The 22,367-nt window shown below is 65.7% G+C and carries 17 protein-coding genes; 12 read left to right on the forward strand and 5 right to left on the reverse strand.

Annotated elements, in window-relative coordinates; translation table 11 throughout:
- Positions 1-117, reverse strand: a 117-nt coding sequence (locus VN461_14365; GenBank protein ID HXB55966.1) for a helix-turn-helix domain-containing protein, incomplete at its 3' end; no start/stop codon positions are given.
- Positions 118-799: 682 nt separating this feature from the next.
- Between VN461_14365 and VN461_14370 the strand changes: the two genes are divergently transcribed.
- The 7 genes from VN461_14370 (at position 800) to VN461_14400 (ending at position 10,038) form a co-directional block, all read left to right on the forward strand.
- Positions 800-1,723 (forward strand): hypothetical protein, encoded by a 924-nt coding sequence (locus VN461_14370; GenBank protein ID HXB55967.1) that lies wholly within the window; start codon positions 800-802, stop codon positions 1,721-1,723.
- Positions 1,723-2,685, forward strand: coding sequence for a hypothetical protein (locus tag VN461_14375; protein ID HXB55968.1), 963 nt, complete (start codon positions 1,723-1,725; stop codon positions 2,683-2,685). The genes VN461_14370 and VN461_14375 overlap by 1 nt, the downstream gene beginning before the upstream one ends.
- Positions 2,682-3,614 carry a hypothetical protein gene (locus VN461_14380; protein HXB55969.1) on the forward strand — a complete coding sequence of 311 codons (933 nt, stop codon included), beginning with the start codon at positions 2,682-2,684 and terminating at the stop codon, positions 3,612-3,614. The genes VN461_14375 and VN461_14380 overlap by 4 nt, the downstream gene beginning before the upstream one ends.
- A complete protein-coding gene (locus VN461_14385) occupies positions 3,611-4,522 on the forward strand; it encodes a hypothetical protein (protein ID HXB55970.1) in 912 nt (303 codons plus the stop codon). Before VN461_14380 ends, VN461_14385 begins: the two co-directional genes overlap by 4 nt.
- A gap of 19 nt (positions 4,523-4,541) precedes the next feature.
- Positions 4,542-5,075 (forward strand): pre-toxin TG domain-containing protein, encoded by a 534-nt coding sequence (locus VN461_14390; GenBank protein ID HXB55971.1) that lies wholly within the window; start codon positions 4,542-4,544, stop codon positions 5,073-5,075.
- An 833-nt stretch (positions 5,076-5,908) separates the two neighbouring features.
- A complete protein-coding gene (locus tag VN461_14395; protein HXB55972.1) occupies positions 5,909-9,046 on the forward strand; it encodes an AAA family ATPase in 3,138 nt (1,045 codons plus the stop codon).
- Positions 9,047-9,279: 233 nt separating this feature from the next.
- A complete protein-coding gene (locus VN461_14400; GenBank protein ID HXB55973.1) occupies positions 9,280-10,038 on the forward strand; it encodes an SDR family oxidoreductase in 759 nt (252 codons plus the stop codon).
- Between the two features lie 69 nt (positions 10,039-10,107).
- On the opposite strand, the gene VN461_14405 is transcribed toward VN461_14400, so the two are convergent.
- Positions 10,108-11,658 carry a hypothetical protein gene (locus tag VN461_14405; GenBank protein HXB55974.1) on the reverse strand — a complete coding sequence of 517 codons (1,551 nt, stop codon included), beginning with the start codon at positions 11,656-11,658 and terminating at the stop codon, positions 10,108-10,110.
- Positions 11,655-12,077, reverse strand: a complete 423-nt coding sequence (locus VN461_14410) for a hypothetical protein (protein HXB55975.1) — start codon at positions 12,075-12,077, stop codon at positions 11,655-11,657. Before VN461_14410 ends, VN461_14405 begins: the two co-directional genes overlap by 4 nt.
- A gap of 525 nt (positions 12,078-12,602) precedes the next feature.
- Between VN461_14410 and VN461_14415 the strand changes: the two genes are divergently transcribed.
- Together VN461_14415 and VN461_14420 are read left to right on the forward strand one after the other, a co-directional pair.
- Positions 12,603-14,021 (forward strand): chloride channel protein, encoded by a 1,419-nt coding sequence (locus VN461_14415; protein HXB55976.1) that lies wholly within the window; start codon positions 12,603-12,605, stop codon positions 14,019-14,021.
- The gene (locus tag VN461_14420) at positions 14,018-16,204 is read left to right on the forward strand and encodes an adenylate/guanylate cyclase domain-containing protein (protein ID HXB55977.1); all 2,187 of its coding nucleotides are present in this window, start codon (positions 14,018-14,020) and stop codon (positions 16,202-16,204) included. Before VN461_14415 ends, VN461_14420 begins: the two co-directional genes overlap by 4 nt.
- 135 nt (positions 16,205-16,339) lie before the next feature.
- On the opposite strand, the gene VN461_14425 is transcribed toward VN461_14420, so the two are convergent.
- Complete coding sequence (locus VN461_14425) at positions 16,340-17,077, reverse strand: haloacid dehalogenase type II (GenBank protein HXB55978.1); 738 nt, start codon at positions 17,075-17,077, stop codon at positions 16,340-16,342.
- 141 nt (positions 17,078-17,218) lie between these two features.
- Positions 17,219-17,938, reverse strand: coding sequence for a DUF4412 domain-containing protein (locus VN461_14430; GenBank protein HXB55979.1), 720 nt, complete (start codon positions 17,936-17,938; stop codon positions 17,219-17,221).
- A 194-nt stretch (positions 17,939-18,132) separates the two neighbouring features.
- Here VN461_14430 and VN461_14435 point away from each other — a divergent pair, with 194 nt between their 5' ends.
- The 3 genes from VN461_14435 (at position 18,133) to VN461_14445 (ending at position 22,314) form a co-directional block, all read left to right on the forward strand.
- On the forward strand, positions 18,133-18,708 hold the full coding sequence (locus tag VN461_14435; GenBank protein HXB55980.1) for an ECF-type sigma factor: 576 nt from the start codon (positions 18,133-18,135) through the stop codon (positions 18,706-18,708).
- A 164-nt stretch (positions 18,709-18,872) separates the two neighbouring features.
- Positions 18,873-21,344, forward strand: coding sequence for a serine/threonine-protein kinase (locus VN461_14440; protein HXB55981.1), 2,472 nt, complete (start codon positions 18,873-18,875; stop codon positions 21,342-21,344).
- A 40-nt stretch (positions 21,345-21,384) separates the two neighbouring features.
- The gene (locus VN461_14445) at positions 21,385-22,314 is read left to right on the forward strand and encodes a hypothetical protein (protein ID HXB55982.1); all 930 of its coding nucleotides are present in this window, start codon (positions 21,385-21,387) and stop codon (positions 22,312-22,314) included.
- Positions 22,315-22,367: the final 53 nt, after the last annotated feature.

Genomic DNA, 22,367 nt, shown 5'->3' on the forward strand with positions numbered 1-22,367 from the left:
GGAGATCGTTTCCAGGCCACGGTTATAGACCCAGCGCGCGGCCCCGAACTCACGGGCCAGCCGGCGCTGCTGCCGCGGCGTCGGGTACGCCCGGAACCGGTAGGCGCAAATCGCCACTCTCGTGCTCAGCCTTCATCAAGAAGGCGCACCGGGCCTCTGCTCTCCCAACCGGCCCGGGCGCGTCCCTCGCCAACTCCGAAGCATTACACTAGAGGTGGTCAGGCGAGGTCCAAGGAGTGCAAGAGGGGCTGGCAGTGAATTCGTGGAATCTCATTGATGGGGGGGGAAAAGGACGGGCAGTCCACGATTTCCCGGTTCTTCCCCACTTTCTGTGTTCGGAAGCCTTCTCCAGCATGCGCCATGATCCCTGGGAGCACAGGGTTTAGAGGGAATGTGAACCGCTTTAACTACAAACTAAGGGGGCTGTGACCTTCTAGTCCACGATTAAACTGCACGTCGATAACAGGGCTCGGAACGAGTAGATGACCACGACCCCGGCCTTCCTGACGCCTCCCCTTCTTCCGAGCTTGGCCGAGCTCAGGCGGGGGGGCGCAAAGCGGGTGCGCGGGGGGGTGTGCCGTGGGGTGGCACAGCCGCGTCACGCCTAGGGAACTGAGATGGGGGTCTTGGGGCACCGGGGCGGACCCCGGGTGCATGAGGACGAGTCGGTGGGTACCAGGGGATCGCCTGCCCCGGCCGGTTCGCCGCGAGGAAATGGCCGCGCGGACGGTGGCAGCCGATTACGGGCGACCTCGCCCCCCTGGACTACGAGACGGAGCGCGGCGAGGAGGGCGCGAAGATGGGAACTCCCTTGATGAACCAGCTGCTCGACGAGGCGGTCCAGTGCTGCGCCGAGCTAGCGGCGCGGGCGGCTGCCGGGGTCTCGGCGGCGCACGAAGTCCTGGAGCAGGCTCAGGCTCTCGGCACTCGAGCAGTGGAGGCGACGGAACGGCTGCATCACGAGTACACCGAGGCCATCGCCGCCGTCCGCCGGACGGGCCAGCAGTCCGGTCACGCCGCAGACATCACCGCCCAGGAGCTCAACTCGGTCACACCGGAGGCGATCAAGGCGGCGACGGCGGTGAAGGACATGCTGGTCGCGATGGAGGGTGAGGCGTCTAACCTGGCCGAGGCGCGCTCCCGGGGGTTCCACGACCTCCAAGGGTCAGCGCTCGAGGCGGAGAACGGCTTCCATTCCCTCGCCGCCCAAGTGCACGCGTTCGAGGAGCACATGAACGCACGGCTTGACGAGGCGAAGCAGGAATTAAGCCACTTCCAGGGGATGGTCGACGATGCCACCAAGGCGATCGAGAAAGCCCACCAGAGCCTGTACGAGACGCTCGACGACCTTGGCCACTCGGCCCACAAGGTGACGAGCATCACAGCACACGGCCTCGAGCAGATGCTGGCGGCGGTGGCCAACGGGTTCGTTGACTACTCTAACAACGCGATCGAAAGCCACAACGACCTCGTGGATGCCGTGCGCCATAGCTACCTGGACGAGTCGAAGAGTGAACCCGATCCGGCCTCGACCTACCTCACGGGGGCGTTCGATGAGGCGCGTGACGCAATGGGGCGCCTGCAAGCCATGCAGGAGCCCGCCGCCCACTCCGAGTTGCAGTCTGCCACCGACGCCATCCTCCAAGAGGGCGAGAAGGCAGTGGCCGAACTGGGCGAGGTCGCCCAGACGCTCAGTCACTCCGCCGACGTCGCCACGGTCTGATGCCGATCGAGGAACCGGCGGAGAAGATTCAGGCCTTCTGCGAGCTTCTGCGCACAAGCAATCCGGTGCTGGAATCGGGGGCGGCGGACTTGGGGCGCCTAGCTCACGACCTGGGCGATACGGAGTCGAGGCTTTCGCTGGACATCGCCGCCCTGGCCACGGAGTTGGACGCCCTGCAGAAGGAGGTGGAGGCGTCGGGGCTGGCTATCGAGAAGGCCTGCTCAGACCTGGGCCAGGCCGCGGAACAAGCGAAGACCTCCGTACTGGGCGACCTTGAGAAGGCCGCCGCCACCCTCGAGGGCCAGTGGAGCCCGCAGCTCAAGGAGAAGGCGATGGGACTGGAATCGGTGTTCCAGGAAATGAAGAGCTCAGGCTGGGAGCCGCTGACCTCGGCCCTGGCCCACGAGCACGCCGAGTTTGAGAAGTGGACCCAGGTTGTAGACGAGGTCCTCCCCGGGCTCGCGCATCTCTTCAGCACCTTGGCGGGTGACGTCGAGCACGCGGCCCGAGACGCCACCGAGGCGGGACACGATCTGAGCGGGCCGCCGCTCATGGACCACGCCTATTGGAACGACCCCGAGTCCGAGGCGGAGAAAGTGACGCACGAGACCATTCCCAGGTTTCGGGGCGAAGAGCCGGACGCGAGCCGGGAGTTGGCCGGTCTGCGTGACCAGCTCGTGTCGGCTGTGGGTGAGGACGGCAACCACGTGCGCGGACAAGTGGACCTCACTACGCGACAGCTTGCCGCGGCCGTCGACGCCCAAGCCAGCGAACTGAATCAGGCACTAGGACGGACCAAGGAGGCGTTGGCGAGGCTCCAGCTCGAGTTCGAGCGAAGCACGGTTCAGGCGGACGAGGCCAAGCCGGACGTCCAAAGCCTTTCGGATCTGGCTAACAAGGTGCCCGAGGCGGAGGCAATGCTGCAGCGAATCCGGGCAGCCACGGAGGCGATGGCGGAATGAGCCTCAAGGAAGATCTGCAGACGGTGTCGGACACCGTGCCCCTACTCGCCAACAAGGTGGCCGAGGTGCTGCACGGTGCGGAGGCCCTGAGGACGGCGGCGCAGGAGCTGCTGGACGAGGTCGATTCCGAGCGGGATGAGGCAGCCACGGAGCTGACGGCACTTCGCGACGCACTGCCCCAGATTGCCACCCAGATCGAGGCGGATGAAAAGCGCCTCGAGGAGGCGGGCACCACGGTGACCGAGGCCTGGCAAGAAGCCACCCCGGAGCATGAGGAACAGGTCGCAAGCCGGGTGGATGAGGTGATAGATGAAGTGCACAAGCTGCACGAAATATTGGCCGAGGCGGGAGCAAAGGTCGGCCAATCACAGACCGTGGGGGAGGCGGCACTGGCGCGGCTCCGCCACGATGCCGAAGAAGCGAACGAACGGCTCCACCAGGCTTTGCAGGCCATGCAGGAGGAGGTGAACAGCTTCCACAGCTCCGCCGAGGCAGCTAAGCAGCGGCTTACCACGGCGGCGCAGGCTCTGTTGACACGTCTGCTCGCGATCAGTTCGGAGGCACAGTCAGGGGCGCAGGAAGCCATGGGGGCCTTCCACGCCAAGGGAAGCGCTTACAGGGATGGGGCGCAGGCTTTCCTCTCCAGGCTCAGCCAGCAGCTCATGGACAAGGTGGACGGAGCGGGCGAGCAGGTCGAGCACGACCTCACCACGCCTGTCGTAGAGGCGGCGGGAATACTGGGTAGCGAGCTGGATCGACTCGCAGCCGCGGCCAGCAAAGGGGAGGATACTCTGGCCAAGCACGAGCAGGACCTCGGTGCGGCCCTGGGCCGGGCCAAGGGCGAAATGGAGCCCATGCGGGCCGCCATAGGGCAGATCCAGGAAGCCGCACGCAAGCTCGGGGTGGAGCAATCGGTGGCAAATCCATGAGTGATCTCGAGACCGCGGCCCACGAGGCCGCGACCCAACTCCAGCCCCTGATCCAGTCACTATCCGAAGCCCAGAGGGAGTGTCAGGAGGCGATCCACCATCTCGAAGGCCTGGGTGGGCGGCTGACCGGGGACAGGCGCGCGCTGCACGACATCGTGGATGCCATGCGGAAGGACGCAGAACAGACCGAGCAGATGCTTTCCGACCAAGCGTCGGATGCTACGACGAACCTAAGTCGAGTGGCGGAGGCCGTAGACAGCGCCGTCAAAGAGTGGGAGAAGACGCTGGGCAGGGAAGACGCGGCTCTGACCGGCGGCTCCAGACTTCTCTCCGAACTGGGTCAACGGGTCAAGGACCTGGCTGAAGCAGCGGAAGCTTCCAGTCACGCCACCCTGGAGTGGGCCAATTCCGTCAGCCAGCACCTCGAAGAGGCGGTCGCGGCTGTGGAGCAGGTCGTCGGGGGGGGCCTAAGAACGATGGTCGCCGACTGGAAGCGGCAGGTCGAGGAATCGGTGACTCGGCTGGTGGACTATTTCGAGAAGGACTGTGAGGGGCTGCTCAACGGCAGGGAGGCGGATTGGAGGAGCAAGGTCGCGCAACTCCATGATCTCCTTGACCATGCCTTCGAAGGCATAGCGCCACACGAGCAGGAGATCGCATCCTACACCGTCGAGAAATGGGGCCAGCTGATGGACGCACAGCTGGCCTCCTCCCACAAGGAGGCCCAGGCGTTGACCGATGTCCTGGCCAGCTTGGGCCAATCGGCGGCCAACTACGAGGGCGAATTGAAAGCGGCCTCCGACATGATCGGGGAGCAGCAGCAACAAGCGGCCCAGAGCGCGGCCAAGCTCGAGCAGGGGTTGTTCGATACGCGTGGCCATTGGGCGACATACAACATCACCGGCTGAGGAGGAGCCCCCCGAACCCATGAGCGCACCTGACTTCGAGTTGCATCCGATCGAGGCACCCTTCGAGGTCCCCCACCTCGATCCCACGACTCCCCCTGGCGATCCCGTTGCCCAAGACGGCGGAGTACTTGTTCCGCCCGCGGCGGGCGCGGACGCCTCGCCGACCTACATTTCGCAGGCGGTGCTGGAAGCCGATACCAAGCTGGCGAGCTCCCTCCTCAACCTCGTTCCCGTGGTCGGGGAGGTCAAGGGTGTGATCGAAGCCTTCACGGGCAAGGACCTCATCACCGGCGAGCATAAGGTGTGGTGGGAACGCGGGCTGAACATTGCCGCCCTCGCTGAAGCGGAGGAGGGGCCGGCCATCGTTGTTAAGGTCGTCGAGACCATCCACGTCGTCCACGAGCTCGTCCATGTCGCACATGTCGGGATCGACATCTACGAGCTGAACGAGGCGGCGGAGCGATCGGGGGAGGGGAAGGACGGAGGCGTCGGGGAGGGCACCGGCCAGGGGGATCTCGGCGGCCTCAATCCACCGCCTTCACTCCCGCACTGAACAACAAAACGCGCCTCCTTGGTCGCCGACGACCCTATGATCGGAGTCGGCGTCCTGAGTGTGCCGTTCACGCTTCCCGCGGCGTCCGCCAAACGTCGGCGGGGGTCTCGACGCTCCACGTGCTTAACCTCCGGCCCTCCTGGCCGTAGCGCCCGTCATGTGGGCGAGTCAGGATGCCACGCTACCACGAACCGACGCCGAGTCAGGTCCGATAGCCTTGGGCGGCCTCTGCTCGGTCGCAACCGGCTGCCGGGGGTCGCGTTTGGTCAAGCGCCCCAAGGGAGGGTGCGCCGTCACGGATGCGGATGCGAACGAAGAACCGACCGGATTCTAGCCCACAAGCGCTGAGCGGTAGACGCTCCCTTCGCATCACCATACGAAGGCCGGCCCCGGCCGGTACCTCAGCCTAAGCACAGTCAGGTTCGAACGGGCCCAAACCGAGGCGCTCGACGGACTTGCCCGCTCCGGACCCCTTTGCCGACTCCGCCGCCCAGACCGGCCATGGCGGAGAGCCGCGGGGATTCGATCTGAAGAATGGTCATCTGGGACGGCCCGCGAAGGTCCCAGGGTGAGGGGGATCGGCTTAACAGCCTCGTTCGTGCCGGTCAACCATGGCGACGGGGTGAGGCTCTCCTGCAGACCTCCTGACTCGCTGGCAAATCGACTTGGTTCTTAGGCCCGGATCAGGTTGCCCCTCCCTGGCGGCCTCCGGGGATGGCTGGTAGACTGTCCCACTAGTCGTGGCGCGCCGGCTGTGACTCCTTCGCCGTGACTGCCCTGTGCCCCGAGGCGGCACAAGCGGGGACTTGGCTGGCTTCCGTGGGGTCAAGGCAATGCGTCCTGCCGCCAGGACCGCTTTCGTCGGCCGCTCAATCGAGCTCAACCAGCTGATGCGCATGCTCGGTGCCGCCAGGCATGGTGAGGGTCAGGTCGCGCTCATCGAAGGGCCGGCTGGGATCGGCAAGACCCGTCTGGCCGAGGAGATCGTGATGCGTGCCCAGCGGCGCGGAGCACGGGTCGCGATCGGACGATGCTGGGAAGACGGCGAGGCGCCACCGTTGTGGCCGTGGCTCAACATCTTGCGCGACCTCCGGGCCCCCGATGGCCTTCTCGAGGAGCGTGAAGGTGACGCTTCGCGCGGGAGGTTCTCCAGATTCTTAGCCGTCCTCGAGTTTTTTCAACTGGCCCCCCGCAACGCTCCCTTCGTGATCGTTTTGGACGACGTGAATGTCGCCGACTCCGTGACCCTCCTCCTGGCTCGGTTTCTTGCTCGCGAGCGGCGAAGAGTCCCCCTCCTGATGCTCCTGACGCGGCGGGACCAGGGGCCGCCGCAGTCGAAGGAAGTCCTGGAGCTGCTCTCGGAGCTGGGTCGTGACGCGATGGTGATCACCCTGCCCGCCCTCTCCGAGGATGCGATCAGAAGCTACTTCTCCGCGTCCGGGCTCACCCCCCCCGAACCGCAGCTCCTGCGCTGCGTAGCTACCGTGACCAAGGGCAATCCCCTTCACCTCCGCAGCCTCACGCTCCGGAGCGAGCTTGACGCAGGCGGTGTGGTGGGCGGGGTGGACCACGTGGTGGGCGCGCTCCTCGAAGGGCTCAGTCCTGAGGACCGAAAACTCCTGGCCTTGGCCGCGCTGCTCGGTCCAGACGTGTCTGCCCACGAGGTGGCGCGGTTGGCCATGTCGTCGCCCGCCGAGGCGGCGGAGTTGCTGGCAAAGGCCACCAAGCTCGGTCTGGTCACGGAACTGGAGAGCGGCCGCTTTGGCTTTCTGCACGACCTCTTCCGTCAGACGGCAATGTCCACACTCCTTGAGAAAGACCGCCTCGACGCCCACGCCCGCGCCACCGTTCTCCTGAGCGGTCACGAGCCCGTGAAGATGTTGCGCCGAGTGCACCATGCCCTGGCCGCCGCCAGCCGCTCGCTGGCGGACGCCAGCACCGCGGTCGCGATCGCCCGCGAAGCGGCGCGAACACTGCGGGCGACCGATGGTTTCGAACCGGCAGCCGCGCTCCTTGGGCGCGCAGTCGAGATCCACGACGACGCCGGGCTCACAAATCCGGCCGCGGAACTCGTGGTGGAGCGGGCGGAGTCGGTCCTGGCCTGTGGCCGGCTGGCCGAAGCTCGTCCGCTTTTTCAGCAGGCGGCGCGAGTGGCGGGGGCAGAGAAGAATTCGGTTGCCCTTGCCCGCGCCGCTCTGGGCCTGGGTGGAGTGTGGGTGGGTGAGCACCGGCTCGCGGACGACGGGGAGCGGGTGCGGGCATTGCAACGGGGCGCCCTCGAAGGCTTGCCTCTGCAGGAGACCGCCCTGCGTACCCGTCTGGCCGCTCGGCTGGCGGCCGAGGAGGCCTACCGCGGCGGCTCGGTGGCACCGGTCCTGGAGGTCGTGGAGGCGGCGCGGGGCACCGGCGACAGTCACGCTCTCGCCGAAGCACTGTCTCTGTGTCATCACGCATTGCTGACCCCTGAGCACACCTGGTGCCGCCCAGCCTTGGCCAACGAGCTGATCGCGGCCGCGGCCGCGGCTGGAGATGGACTGCTCTCGCTGGTCGGCCTCTGCTGGCGCACGGTGGACCTCTTCCTGCTCGGAGATCCGAGTGCCGGCATAGCCCTAGAAGAGCTGCGGCTGCGGGCGGATACGCTACGCTGCCGCAGCATCCTCTTCATCGTGCGTGCCATGGAGGTCATGCTGGCCATCCGGGGCGGGCGGTTCGACGAGGCGGAGGAAGCGGCCACGGCGTGTTTCGAGCTCGGAGGGGAGGTGGGTGATGCGGACGCCCTGGCCTACCGGGGCGCTCATCTGTGCGCCATCCGTTTCTTCCAAGGGCGGGAAGCCGAGCTCGCCGACCTGGTGTCGTCGATTGCCACCTCACCGACTCTAATCGAGCAGCGGGAGCGGGCGTTCGGCGCCGCGGCCACGCTGTTTGCCCTCCGGGCGGGGAGGCCGGAGCCGGCCCACGCCTTGCTCGAGCGCGTAAGACGCAACGGACTCGCCTCCATACCCTTCTCGAGCTCCTGGCTTCTCACCATGCTCGTCCTAGTGGAACTCGCCTCGGCTCTGGGCGATGGCGAGATTGCCGAGGCAGCCCACAACCGGCTGCTTCCCTATGCCGACCTCCCCATCATCGCGTCCCTCGCTGTGGTTTGCTTCGGATCTGTCCGGCGCGCGCTAGGAGCGGCGGCCCTCGCCTGCGGAAAGCTCGACCTCGCCATTGAGCACTTTACGGGCGCCCTGGCCGCCAACGAGCGATGGGGGCACCGTCCGGCCGTAGCTCTGGTCAAGGCCGAGCTGGGCTTGGCGCTTCTTCGACGGGGGGGCAGCGATGACGTCCCCCGCAGCCGCACTCTCCTTCAGCAGGCGGTGGCAGCCGGCAAGGCCATGGCGATGACGAAGCGGGTGGAAGGCTGGCGGGCGGCGCTGGCTCGTGCGGAATCGGGAGCACGGGGACGCGAGCCCGATGCCGCACAGATGACGCTCGCGGAGGCCGGGCGCTGGCGCGTGGTCCTGGAAGGCCAGATCGCGACCGTACCTGATCGGGTCGGCATGCGCTACCTCGCTCGCCTCGTGGCGGTCCCGGATCAAAGCATCAGCGCCTTGGCTCTGGTCGCCCAGGGCACGGAGGCTCCGCCCTCCGGCCCCCGGGACGCGCTTCTCGACCACCGGGCGGCGGCGGAGGTTAGGGGGCGGATCCGCCAGCTGAGGCAGCAGCCGGAACTCTCGGCGAGTGAGCAAGAGGAGCTGGCGGCCCTGACTCAGGAACTGGCCCGCGCCACGGGTCTTGGCGGCCGCATACGGTCGTTCGCGGATGTACCGGAGCGGGCCAGGACGGCAGTGCGCAAGGCGATCAAGCGGGCGATCGACGAGATCTCCGTCGCCAACCCCGTCGTCGGCCGGCACTTGGCGGGCCGCGTCGGCACGGGGGCCCTCTGCTGCTACCGCGTGCATAGCGCGCCCCCCTCGGACGCGCCCTGACTAGACGACGCGCCCGCGGGCGGCGAGTTCCTGCGCCGACTCGGGTTCCCTGCGTAGACGCGGCTCCAGGCGGTTCTTGGGGATGAGGCCCGCCAGACAGCGGTCTCCGATGCTTGAAGACGCGAGGGCATGCGTCTTGTAACGCGTGGATGACCCTGCCCCTGGCCGCCTGAAGTACCATCATGGCGCTGTCATGGCCGACACTTGCCGCCACTGATCGTAAGGAGACACCGATGAGTCCCCACAACCGGGTTGCCGTCGTCACCGGGGCCGGCACAGGCATCGGGAAGGCCTCGTCTCTGGCGCTGCTCAACGATGGCTACCGAGTGGTGCTCGCTGGGCGCCGCCAGGACGTGCTGGAGCAAACCGCCAGGGACGCCGGCCCGGCTGCGTCGCGCGCCCTGACCGTGCCTACCGACGTGACCAACCCTTCCGCGGTGAGCGAGCTGTTCGCTCGAACGAAGGATGCCTTCGGGCGCCTGGACGTGCTGTTCAACAATGCCGGCAAAGGCGCGCCCCCGGTCCCGATCGAAGACTTGACCTACGAGCAGTGGAAGCGAGTGGTGGACGTCAACCTGAACGGGATGTTCCTTTGTTCGCAGGAGGCTATCCGGATGATGAAGAGCCAGGACCCGCAGGGTGGCCGCATCATCAACAACGGATCGATCGCGGCCCACGCTCCGCGGCCGAATTCCGCGCCCTACACGGCGACGAAACACGCCGTCACGGGGCTCACCAAGTGCATCTCTCTCGAGGGACGGAAGCACGACATCGCCTGCAGCCAGATCGACGTCGGCAACGCGCTGACCGAGCTAGCAGCGAAAATGGGGACAGGCGTCCCGCAGGCCGACGGCTCGATCAAGGTTGAGCCGTTGATGGACGTTGCACACGTGGGGAGGGCCGTGCTCTACATGGCAAACCTGCCCTTGGACGCGAACGTCCAATTCATGACGATCATGGCCACGAAGATGCCTTTCGTGGGGAGGGGCTAGGCCGGTCACTCCAGAAGCCCAAGATTGACGCGCCGCGTTGCGGGAAGCCTTCAGGGCGGGCGGGACCGATCAAGGACGCGGCTTTGCGGTCCACTTTCCATCGGCCGTCTTGACCAGGTCGACCCAGCCCTCCTCTGGAGTGCCGAACGGGAGGCCTGAGGCGTGCAGGCGGCCGCTGTCGCGGATCTGCTTGTACGTCTTCGCGTCGATCGATTCGGGATCGGAGTACTTGATGCGGTAACCCGGCGGGCGTTTGCCCACTTGCCCGCGTATTTCCATAACGAAGGCGACGTACATGAAACCGAACTCGGGGTGGTCCTTCACCTTGACCAGGAACTCGTCGAGTGTGCCTTTGTTGGGCGGCTTTGACCCCCAGCTGTCCGGGGGACCAAGGGCGATGCTGACAGCCGGATTGTCGAGCCAGTCCTGGGTCGGGAACTTATTGTCCGGAAGCCACGCACTCGACGTCGATCCGGGCGGATCCCACACGCGGATTTGGCGATCGATCTCGTACCCCGAGCTCGTCACAAGGTTGTCACGGTCCGTGGGGCTTCCGGGGCTGGTGTTAATCTTGACTTGATTGACTCCGTCAACCAGGACCTCACCCTGGAAGTTCGCGTGCGGCAGCCATGAACTCCCGCCCCCGGCAACCATCTCGAGGACCTTGGCGTCTATCTCGTTGCCGCCGTACTTCAGCAGAGCTACATCAAGCCCGGTCTGGTGGTATTTCAGCTGGAAGGGAGCGGTGATGCTCCAGGAGATGAACGTGAAGGAGCCCACGGGGCTTAGCCAGGTCTCGTCGTAGCTCCCTTCGCGGTCCTTGAGCTCCCGCTCGCTCGCATCGTAGCTGATCCCCTTGTCGACCCTGCAGGGTGGCCCGGGAGGCACGGGCGGGGACTCGCCCAAAGCGACGATCTTCAGATCCGTGGACTGCTCGCCGTATCGGTGCTTCATGCTCATCACCCTGCCGCCATCCACGATCCAGCCACTCTCTCCGGTAAGAGTCGCCGGGTGGCGGATGTTGAGCTTGAGGCGGTAGGTGGTGTCCTGAGCTGACAGGCCGGGATCGAAGGAGTTTTTTGCGCTCCCGTCCTTGAAGGTGACCACGATGTCATCTCTCTTGAGCGCGTAGCTCCCTTCGCCAGAGAGGTTGTCGTAGAGGAAGTGGCCCTTGGCCTTCATCTTGCCGCTGCCCGAGGCGCTCCATTGCAGTCCGCCCGACTTGACAACATACGCCCGGCGGGCGTCGTCGTACGTAAGCCTGGCCTCGACAGAGGCGAAGTAGGAGCTGGTGGTTGGCGGGATCGTCGCCGCCATCCCGGCGACGGGCGTGGACATCATCTGGGTGACGGTCTCGCCGGTGGTCTTGGGGAGCTTGGGGAGTTTGTCGACTTTGCCGGAGAAGGCGTCCGATAAGAGAGAGTCGAGGCTGCGGAGCCCCTGCAGGCCAGCGGCAATGCCGCCCGCGCCCGAGAGGGTAGCGCCCCCGCCGAAGAGGTCGATCTCCGTGCCGCACCTGGCTGCCATTCCGTCCTGCTCGTTGTAGTCGATGTAGATCGTGATCTCGTCGACGTTTCCCGCCGCGAGGAGGAGGGCTAGCCCTGCCGTCAGCGCGATCATCGAGTCCCCCTCGGTCTGGGCGAGGCCGATGGTGTCGGCGAGGGCAAGTCGCGCGCCACCATCAGGTAGACCTCCGTCGTCTTCCGGAGTGGGTTGGTGAACGCGTCCACCCGGAGCAGCCGATCACCCTTCCGGTAAATCAGCACGTTTCCGGTCGGGCGTTCCGAGATGAGGTCGGGATCGATCGTCCAGTGTTCGTGGGCGGCGAAATCCGCGTAGAAGCGCGCCACCTGTGCCGGCCCATCGTTCGTACGAAGATGGGCGAGCGCGCCGGCCGCGCTCATCCGATAGCTTTCCTTGAGGGTCGGGTGGTAGCGGGCAATGTCAGCGGGGAAGGTCTTCGGGTCGGTGCTGGGGTCGGGAGGCGGAGTCGGGGTGTCCGCGGTAACAGTCCAGCCCGCGATGAGCAACATCAGCATCGCGTGCAAAGCCACCCGTCCTGTGCGGGGGCTCGCCGACTTAGGCTGAAGCCAGTCCGTGCAACAGTTCACGCGCTCTCTCGAACGACGTGGAAGCAATAGACCGATGGGCGCCTCCCTCCGCACTGACCTGAGCCGCTCCGGTCGGGGCCTTAGGAAGCGGAGGAAGAGGAGCCGGCATCGACTCTTCAGCTCTTCTCCTTCCGCCGTCCCTTGGCAGCTTGGTTGGGTAGAGAGCCCCACAGTTGCTTTAGAGGTCAATCCTTCCTCTTGGATCCGGCCGGGGCGTTTCCAAGGACGAGGCCCGGACAGAACCTCACCAGAAAGCACGACCGGCTGTTCTCACTTGCACATGCGCAAAAGGAGCGGCAATTGGCTCACGCTCGAAGGCGATCAGATTTAGGTGTGTAGCGCCGCATAGATCGTGGCCCTGGCAAGCGTTGCTCTGACCCTGCAGGTGGTACGATCGAGCCTCGGGAGGGATCCGTTTAGCCCTTCGTGCCCTCGCCAGCGGGGAATCCTTTATTGTTGCAGCCCTCGGACGAGCCAGAGCCGCCGCACCTCTCCGATGAGAACAGGTGGTACACCGAGCACACGGCTCTCCTCATCAGCACGGTCAAGTGGTCATTGCTGGGGGCGGCGGCCGGGGTTTGCGTCGGGGAGGGAACGCGCGTCTTCCTCTGGTCACTGGCCGCCTCCTCGCGTCTGACGGCACATTTCTTCGCCGGCGGCTTCAAGCCCTACTATCTGCTTCCCGTCGCGCTCCCTCTCTGCGTCTGGCTGATCCGCAGCTTCGCGCCGTCGGCCCACGGGCACGGGACGGAGGCCGTGATCGCCGCCGTCCACCAGAGGTCGGGCAAGGTCGACTGGCTGGTGGCCCCCGTCAAGCTGCTTGCGACCGTGCTCACCCTGGCGTTCGGGGGCTCGGTTGGGAAGGAGGGGCCCTGCGCCCAAATCGGTGCCGCCATCACCAGTCTTTTCGCCGACCTGCTTCGCCTCAAGGACGAAGATCGGCGGCGGCTCGTGATCTGCGGCATCGGCGCCGGCTTTGCCGCCGTGTTCGGGACCCCGGTCTCGGGCGCCCTCTTCGGAATCGAGGTCCTTTACCTGGGGCGCATCGAATACGCCGTGCTCTTCCCCTGCCTCGTGTCCGGTATCGTGGCCCACCTGGTCTGCGGCGTGAGCGCCCCTGTCCCCGTTTTGCACAGCGACCTGTCCGTGCTGGACCAAAAGACCATCGTCCCCCTCTCCATCGCCTTCGGCGGTGCCTTCGGCTTGATCGCGCTCCTTCTCATCGAGAGCATGAGGGGCATGGAGAGAGCGCTCCGCCGCGTGAGTCATCATCCGTATCTGGTCGCCGCGGGCGGGGGAGCGGTGCTCGCCTTGTTCTACGTCGTCGTCGGCGACCAGTACGCTGGATTGGGGACCCAGGTCATCGAGTCCTCGCTCGCGGGAACGGCGAAGGTCGTGGTCGCGGCCTTCCTGTTCAAGATCCTCGCGACCGCCATCACCCTGGAGACAGGGGGTAGCGGTGGCATCGTCACCCCGCTTTTCTTCATCGGGGCTACGAGCGGGGCCGCCCTAGCCCAGGCCGCGGGCCTGCCTTCGGGTGTCTTCGCCGCCTTCGGGTTCGTCTCCGTCCTGGCCGCGGCCGCCAATACGCCCATCGCAGCGGCGGTCATGGGAATGGAGCTCCTTCCCACGCAGCTGGGGGTCTATGCGGCGCTGTGCGCGGGCACGGCCTTTCTCATCGTGGGCCATAGGAGCGTCTACGCCAGCCAGAAGCTCGGCTTTACGAAGTCCGCCGGCCTGGAAATTCCTCTCGATGTTCCCGTAGAAGAGGGCCGCGACGCGATGCGTGTCAGGAGGGGTAGCCTGACCGAGCTCGTGCACAATGCCGTCATCCGGCGGACGAAGAAAGCCGAGAAGCCTTCCGAAGAGTGAGCCCCGTCCACCCCGCTGGACATCCCAAGGGCCTTACACTGGGACGCGCGCTCACCCTCTCTCTCGCGGGAGTAGCCCTGGTGGTCGGCCTGCTCCTCGGTCTCCTCTTACAGCGTTGGGGGGATTCTCTTCTCGCCGCCTCCGAGCGATTGCGCGAAGCGTTGAGCGGGCGTGCGGAGGCCGAGGTCAGACGGACGCTGGGAGGCGCCGAGGCCGCGCTCGAAGACGTAACAAAGCAGGCCCGGAGCGGCGCCATGGATGTCGAGGATCCGCTCTCAGTCGAGCGATGCCTGTTCACTGACCTGATGGCGAACGCCGATCTGGCCGAGGTGACTCTCACCCGCGCGAGAAGGACCGCGGATGACGCCAGCGCACCGCTTGCGGCCCAAGAGAGATGGCAGCTCTCGGTGTTCCGTGAAGGGAACGAGGCTTCTCGCATCGTCACCTCCCACTCGCACCGGCAGGGGAAGGATTTCGTGGTCGACGTTCGGGCGCGGCCTCCGGGTTCCTACGCTCTCCGGGCGGTGGCCTTTGCCCGCGCCGCCAGCCCCGGGGAGGACCCCACGGTTCACCCGACGTTTGCCTCGACGCTACAGCACCATCGCTTTTCCTCCGACCCTCTGTGGACGGACCTGCACTACGCCGAGCTGGACGCTCGGCTTCCGGAGGCGGACCGCCGCGTCGTGGTGACGGTCATGAAGGTGCTCGAAGACGACGCGGGCCGTTTCCTGGGCGTGATCCGCGTGGGGCTCCTCACGACCGCCCTCGACCGGGTGGCCCGTCTCCGGGTGGACGCGAACGATCCCGCCGACCCGCATCGGGTCTTTCTCGCGGACGCGGACGGTCGTCTCATCACGCGCCTCCACTCGGAGCAGAAGTTCGAAGAGGAGAAAGGAGACCTTCGAGCCGCGGCCGAGGGACTGCCGGAGGAAATGCGTGTCGCCCTGGCCCATCCGGCTCTGCGTCGGGTCAGCCCTGAAGATCCCGTGGGATTCGGCCGTTTCGATGTGGGGGGGCGGGCGTTCCTGGTGTCCGCTCTGAACCTGCGGGGGGCGCAAGGGTGGCGTGTGGGGATCGTGGTGCCGGAAGACCACTACCTGGGCGCCTTCCGCCGGGTCCGCGTGGTGCTGCTGCTAGTGTCGGTGTCGGCGGGTGGAGTCCTCCTGCTGTTCGGGATTCTGGCCTTGAGGAGCGTGCGGGGCAGTCTGGCCCGAATGGTGGCGTCGGCGGCGCGGATGCGAGAGTTCGACTTTGCCCCCGCCCCCGCGACATCACCGTTCCGGGACGTCGCAGAAGTGATGACCGACATGGAACAGGCGAAAACGGCTCTCCGGGCGCTGGGGAAGTACGTACCCATAGACCTCGTTCGGCAGCTCTACCGGGCCCGGAAGGAGCCGACGCTGGGCGGCGAGCTTCTCGACGTCAGCCTCATGTTTACGGACATCCAAGACTTCACGATGCTTTCGGAACGCCTTCCCCCGGACACGCTGGCTGCCGCGCTGGGCCGGTATTTCGCCGTCATGACGGCGGCCATCCACGCGGCGGGGGGTACGGTCGACAAGTACATCGGCGACGCGGTCATGGCTCTCTGGAACGCCCCGGAAGCTCAAAGGGATCATGCCACTCACGCCTGCTCAGCCGCCCTTGAGTGCTTGGAGGCGACGGGAGCACTCATGAGCTCACGGGACTGGGCCGGGCTCCCGCCCTTCCGCACGCGCTTTGGTCTGCATCGAGACAAAGTGATGGTCGGCCACTTCGGGGCTCCCGACCGGCTCAGCTACACTGCCCTGGGAGACGGCGTGAACGTGGCGTCACGGTTGGAAGGTCTGAACAAGACGTACGGTACGACGATTCTCGTGAGCCAGGCGATCCGCGAGAGCGCAGGGGAGGCGTTTGCCTTTCGTCTGGTAGACGTTGTGGCGGTGAAAGGGAAGAGCCAGGGTATCCGGGTCTACGAGCTGATCTGTGCCGGGCCCGGAGCCGCAAGCCAGCAGGAGCGCATAAAGGCCTACGAGCGCGCGCTAGAGGCTTACCAGCAAAGAAGATTCGCCGACGCCCTGAAACTATTGGCAGGGCGAGAGGATGACCCGCCCAGCCAGGTTCTCGAGGAGCGCTGTCGGAGGTTCCTGAGGACTCCCCCTCCGGACGAGTGGAACGGGCTTTTCGTGGCCGACTCGAAATGACGTCTGCGACTGCCCAGAGGTAGCAGGGCAATCCTTTCGGCGCGGAGGGACATGAGCGCCGCCCGCGGCCGAGCGGACCAGCGTTCTGGGTTCCGGTGACTCTGACGGGCTGTGCGCTGTTCAGCCCAAGCGGACTCACGCCCTGCGGTCTGAACGCTCTGCCCCACTCCCCGAGTGCCCCGGTCCGGCTAGCAGCAGCTCCGGCAACACGGCAAGGGAGGTGATCTTCGCTTCCGGCTCGCCCGGGAGATGCTCGGCAAGCTGTGCCGTCCGGTTGACCCAGAAGGCCCGCAGCCCGAAGGTGCTAGCCCCGGCTACGTCCCACGCGTTGGCGGAAACGAAGACCAGGTCGGACGGGGCCGCCACGAAGTGCTGCGTCGCCATCCGGTAGACACGTGGGTCCGGCTTGTACACGCTGACGGCATCAACGGAGAGCAGCGCTTCGAAGAAGCGGTCGAGTCGCGCCGCCTTGACCGCCGCCTCGAGCATCGGGGGCGAGCCGTTCGACAAGACCGTGAGTCGCAGGCCGTTCTCGTGGAGTGTGCCCAGCGACTCGTGAACCTCTGGGTACGCTTCCGGCGTCCAGTAGCCCGCGAGCAAGTCCTCGGCCAACCTAGCGTCCTCGATTCCACAAGCCCGGAGGCTGTAGAGAAGCGCTTCCCGCGTAACCGTCAAGAAGTCCGCGTACCGGCCCATCAGGCTGCGCAGCCAGGTGTACTCGAGCTGTTTCTGACGCCAGAGCATCGAAACGCGCTGGGCCGAAGCCCCCAGCCGGGCCTGGTGCCGGCCGACGACGGACCCCACGTCGAATAGGGTGCCGTAGGCGTCGAAAACGCAGGCCACCGGGACCCTCTGCGTTGCCTGACCTGCCATGCGGCTGATCGTACTACCGCAGAGAGTCTCGTGGAGGTCGCCGACACACGGGCGCCCGGCCTCGAGAACTCTTGGAGTCGCGCCTCCCTTGGGGGGGCCGCTCCCGAGCGGCGTGGGCTACCCGCGGGGACTATCCGGATCTCACCTCTTCTTGCTGAAGGGCGAGTCCTTCTTCCTGTATCCGGCAGGGATGTCGAAGGCGGACGCTGGAATGGAGCCCGTCTTCACCTCGGTGGCCTCCGACAGGGTATCGATCTTGAGCATCATGACCTTGGCATTGATGCCGGTGGACAGGGGGAAGCCCTTGATCCTCTTCATCTCCTCGAACATCTTCTCGAACCGCGCCCCCATGGGGCCCATGGCCGCGTACGGCGCCTTGGAAGCGTCGTAGTACTGCTGGGGTGCCTTCAGGTCGGGGGCCGCCCAGATGTCGAACTTCATGTCGTCGCCCATGGAAAGGATGTAGTGGTCGCAGTCGTAGCCGGCGACCTTTTTGGCGCCTTCCACTTTCTGGACCGACACGTCCGAGACCTTGCCGCCCATGAGCCCTCCCAAGGGGCTGTTGGCGGTCGCCTGGCGGAATTGGTCGAACATTGCCGCCATTTCCGCCGCCGACGTCTCGTAGTACTCCTTCTTCCGGTTGTCGATCATGGTCATGGCCCCCGTGGAGTAGTTCACGATTGTGTCCATGTCGCCATTCGACGTGCGCGTTTTGTCGCTCGAGAGGTACTGCGTGGCGGTCGCCGTGTGATCCTTCGCCCTGACCGTCGAGACGATAGTCAGGTCATCGGCGTGGGCCGGCAGCATAGCCAGACACACGAAACCGACCGCGCAAGCGAAGGCTTTGGTCACAGCTTTCATGGCAAACCCATCCTTTCAGACAGCGGACCCGTCCCTAGGTACATAAGCGCAAACGGAGGACAAATCGGCTCGAATTGTTCCCGGCGGCCGCGCACCGATCCTGTCGTGGGGCTGCCGGCTGACGCTTGCTTCGCTAGGCGGGAGCGCGGAACTATGCTATTTTTCAGCAACTTCCGGCCGTGCAGGGTGAGACCTTGAGCAGCGTTCCATCGAAGCCCATCAGCGAACTGTTGGTGCGGTGGAAAGGCGGCGACCAGGAGGCCTTGCAGGCTCTCCTGCCGCTCGTCTACGACGAGCTCAAGCGGATCGCCCACCACTACTTGCGGAACGAACGCCCTGGCCACACTTTACAGAGCACCGCCCTGGTGCACGAGGCGTATCTGCGGCTCGTGGAGAGCCCGCTTCAGCTGCAGAACCGCGCGCATTTCTTCGCGGTCGCCGCGCGTCTGATGCGCGAGATCCTGGTCGACCACGCTCGCCGCCGCCGCGCAGCCAAGCGGGACTACCGCTGCAAGATAACGCTGGATCGAGCGGTCGCCCTCCCGCAAAAGCGCGAGGTCGACCTCCTTGCCTTGGACGACGCCCTTGACGAGCTCTCCCGTTTGGACCCCCGCCAGGGCCGAATCGTGGAATTGCGCTTTTTTGGCGGGTTGTCAATTGAGGAAACGTCCGAGATCTTGGGCATCTCGCCCGCGACCGTGAAGAGGGAGTGGGCCACCGCTCGCGCATGGTTGCACCGCGAGATGAGCGGGGGAGCGGCGCGCCCGTGACGCCCGAGCGCTGGAGCGAGGTCAAGGAAAGACTGGCGGCCGCTCTTGAGCTGGAGTCAGACCGGCGAGCGGCCTATCTTGCTGAAATCGGGTCGAGAGACCCGGACCTGCGAGCGGAGCTCGAGTCTCTCCTTGCGTCTCACGAGGAGGCGGGCGGTCACTTCTTGAGCAGGCCTGCCGCGCCGGAAGGGATGTTGGAATCGCCTTCGGTTCCCAATCGCCTCCTCGGCCGCCGGCTAGGCCCCTACCAGATCCTGGAGCAGATCGGCGCTGGGGGCATGGGCGAGGTGTACCGTGCTTTCCGTGCCGACGAAGAGTACCGGAAGGACGTCGCGATCAAGCTCATACGGGCAGGGCAGGACTCGACCCTCGTGATCAGCCGTTTCAAGAACGAGCGGCAGATTCTCGCCAACCTCGATCATCCGAACATCGCCAGGCTGCTCGACGGGGGCACTACCGAAGAGGGCACACCCTACCTAGTCATGGAGCTGATCGAGGGCATGCCCATCGACGAATACTGCGATGCCCACAAACTGCCGACAGCGGAGCGTTTGAAGCTCTTCTTGAAAGTATGTTCGGCGGTGCAGTACGCCCATCAGAGGCTCATCATCCATCGCGACATCAAGCCCGGCAACACCCTCGTGAAGGCGGACGGAGTGCCCAAGTTGCTGGATTTCGGGATCGCCAAGATCCTGACCACGGACGACGCGGGGGCCATTCAGGCGACCGCGACCGGCGTCCGCCAGCTCACTCCCGAGTATGCGAGCCCGGAGCAGCTGCGGGGCCAGACCATCACTACCGCAAGCGATGTCTACTCCCTGGGGCTTGTCTTATACCGAGTGCTTACCGGCCACTCGCCCTATCGCCTGGGGACGCATTCGCTTCGCGAGATCGTTCAAGCCGCCTGCGAGATCGAACCCGAGAGGCCCAGCAGCGTGATTGGCCGGGTCGAAGACGTCCAGGACCACGAGGAGGGGCTCACTACCGTGACGCCCGAATCCGTGGGCCGGGTGCGCGACGGCTCTCCCGAGAAGCTGCGCCGCCGCCTGGCCGGCGACTTGGACACCCTGGTGATGAAGGCGCTCGCGAAGGACCCCGGCCAGCGGTACACCTCCGCGGAGCAGCTTGGGGAAGACATTCGTCGCCATCTGACGGGCTTGCCGATCGCGGCCCGCAAACAAACCGTGGCCTACCGCCTCCGGAAGTTTGGGCTCCGGCATCGATCGACCGTGGCGGCCGCGCTCCTCGTGTTCTTGACCCTAATTCTGGGGATCGTTCTCACCACGCGCGCCGCGCGCATCGCTCGCGCGCAGCAGGCCCGTGCTGAACGGAACTTCAACAACGTGCGCAAGCTCGCGAATGCGCTATTGTTCGAGGTCCACGACTCGATCAAGGACTTGCCAGGCGCGACGGTGGCGAGAGGTCTGATTCTAGAACGCGCGCAGGAGTACCTGGATGACCTTGCCCGCGAGTCCAGGACTGATTCCGCGCTGCTTCGGGAACTGGCAACGGCATACGAAAGGCTCGCGCATCTGCAGGGAGACCCGAGGGAGGCCAACCTCGGCAACACGACGAAAGCGCTCCAGAACTACCGCCAGGCCATTGAGCTGCGGCAAGCAGTTCTTGCTCTCGGCCCTCAAAATGTGGACTGCCGTCGTGAATTGGCGGACGGGTACATGGGTCTCGCCAAACTCTTGGGCTTGACCGGCGATAAGAAGGGTCAGGGCGAATACCTGCGACAGGCGCTACTAATTCTGGATCCGCTGAGCGTCTCGAGCCCGAGCGATCAGCGGGTGCAATCCGCGCTGGCGACGGCTTATGTAGGGAACGCTGACATTCTCACGGGGGCCGACAACGAGCGTGCGCGGGAGCTCTATGAGAAAGGACTACTGATCTACACGCGGGTCGTCAAGGCTGATCCCACCAATGACGAGTATCAGAGACTTGGTTCGTCTGCGCACAAACACTTTGGGGCCCTCCTGGCGGTATTGAAGCAATTCGATGAAGCGCTGGAGCACTATCGGCAGGCTCTGACTATTGATGAAGCGCAGCTGGCCGCCCATCCCGACAACCTCCAGGCGCGCTACTCCATCACCTACACCTACAGCGACACCGGCTTTATCTTGGGCAAACGCGGAGACATAGAGGCTGCCCTTTCCTACTATCACAAGGCCCTCGATGTCCGGAGCGCCATTGTTGCCGCTGATCCCCGAGACACCAGAGCGAGTGCCGGCCTTGCCAACTCCTACTCGTACATCGGTAGCCTTCTGCAAGAGAAACGCGAGTATGCTGGTGCCCTTGAATCCTTCAAAAAAGGGCTGAGCATCCGGCAAGCTTTGGCGCTAGGGGATCCCGCCAACGAGCAGATTCGTTTTCAGGTCGCAGATGCGCAATCGAACATCGGGGAGCTATACGTAGAGCTGGCAGGCAGGAGCCCGGTCGGCTCGGCGGAGCGCACCTTGCGTTGTCGCGAGTCCCGACCATGGCTCCAAGACTCTCTGCCTGTTTTTCGGCGGTTGGAGGCAGAAGGGAAGCTGAAATTCGCGGAGCTCGAAAACCGGGTGAGCATAGAGAAAGCATTAGCGAACTGTGACAGCGTTCTAGCTAGCCGCCAACGCCCAAACCCCAATCCATAATACAAGCCGGCCGGTGCGCCACACCGTCGGAGGGAGATCCGTGACCGTCGTCGACTGGCTGCTTGACTCGGACCCGTCGGTCCGCTGGCAAGTGATGCGGGATCTGATCGATGCGCCCGCGGAGGAGGTCGCGGCCGAGCGCGCCCGGGTCGCCACCGAGGGCGCGGGCGCGCGGCTGCTCGCCCTCCAGGCGGCCGACGGCCGGTGGGGTGGCGCGGCCTGGAACCGCGGGTGGGACTCCACGATGCACGTCCTGTCGCTGCTGCGGGAAATGGGTCTCGACCCCGCGAGCACAGAGGCACGGCGCGCGGTGGGCCTCGTCCGCGACCGCGTGACGTGGCAGGGATGCGGCCCGCGGGAATGCGACCGCAATCCCTTCTTCACGGGCGAGATCGAGCCGTGCATCAACGGCCAGGTGGCGTCGAGCGCCGCCTACTTCGGCCAGGACGTCTACGGCATAGTCGACCGGCTGCTCGGCGAGCAGCTGCCCGACGGCGGCTGGAACTGCGAGGTCGCCAACGGCTCGACGCGGTCGTCGTTCAACACCACGATCTGTGTACTCGAGGCCCTGCTCGAGCACGAACGGACGGTCGGGAGCAATCCGGAGGTGACCGAGGCCCGGCTCCGCGGGGAGGAATACCTCCTCGATCGCCGCCTCTTCCGCCGGCGGTCGACCGGCGAGGTCGTCGACGACGCCTGGACCCGATTCGCCTTCCCGACGTGGTGGCACTACGACGTGCTGCGGGGGCTGGAGTACATGCGCCGCGCCGGCGTCCCGCCCGACGAGCGCGTGAACGAGGCGATCGACCTAGTCGCGTCGAAGCGTGACGGCGACGGCCGGTGGCCGCTCGAGACCCGGCACCCCGGGCGGGTGCCGGTCGAGACGGGTGAAGGCGAGGGCCGATTGAGCCACTGGATCACCCTTCGCGCCCTGCGAGTCCTTCGCTGGCACGAACAGGCCGGCTCGTAAGAAGGCTGCGACCGAGCCGGCCGACGCGGCGCTGCATCCCTCCCTGGCCATTC

This window comes from Vicinamibacteria bacterium (assembly GCA_035570235.1).
In the GTDB taxonomy this organism is placed as follows: domain Bacteria; phylum Acidobacteriota; class Vicinamibacteria; order Fen-336; family Fen-336; genus DATMML01.

Bases quoted from the DNA above. Each gene is read 5' to 3' on its own strand.
- VN461_14370 (HXB55967.1), top strand. From the start codon at position 800: ATGGGAACTCCCTTGATGAACCAGCTGCTCGACGAGGCGGTCCAGTGC.
- VN461_14375 (HXB55968.1), top strand. From the start codon at position 1,723: ATGCCGATCGAGGAACCGGCGGAGAAGATTCAGGCCTTCTGCGAGCTT.
- VN461_14380 (HXB55969.1), top strand. From the start codon at position 2,682: ATGAGCCTCAAGGAAGATCTGCAGACGGTGTCGGACACCGTGCCCCTA.
- VN461_14385 (HXB55970.1), top strand. From the start codon at position 3,611: ATGAGTGATCTCGAGACCGCGGCCCACGAGGCCGCGACCCAACTCCAG.
- VN461_14390 (HXB55971.1), top strand. From the start codon at position 4,542: ATGAGCGCACCTGACTTCGAGTTGCATCCGATCGAGGCACCCTTCGAG.
- VN461_14395 (HXB55972.1), top strand. From the start codon at position 5,909: ATGCGTCCTGCCGCCAGGACCGCTTTCGTCGGCCGCTCAATCGAGCTC.
- VN461_14400 (HXB55973.1), top strand. From the start codon at position 9,280: ATGAGTCCCCACAACCGGGTTGCCGTCGTCACCGGGGCCGGCACAGGC.
- VN461_14405 (HXB55974.1), bottom strand. From the start codon at position 11,658: ATGATCGCGCTGACGGCAGGGCTAGCCCTCCTCCTCGCGGCGGGAAAC.
- VN461_14410 (HXB55975.1), bottom strand. From the start codon at position 12,077: ATGCTGATGTTGCTCATCGCGGGCTGGACTGTTACCGCGGACACCCCG.
- VN461_14425 (HXB55978.1), bottom strand. From the start codon at position 17,077: ATGGCAGGTCAGGCAACGCAGAGGGTCCCGGTGGCCTGCGTTTTCGAC.
- VN461_14430 (HXB55979.1), bottom strand. From the start codon at position 17,938: ATGAAAGCTGTGACCAAAGCCTTCGCTTGCGCGGTCGGTTTCGTGTGT.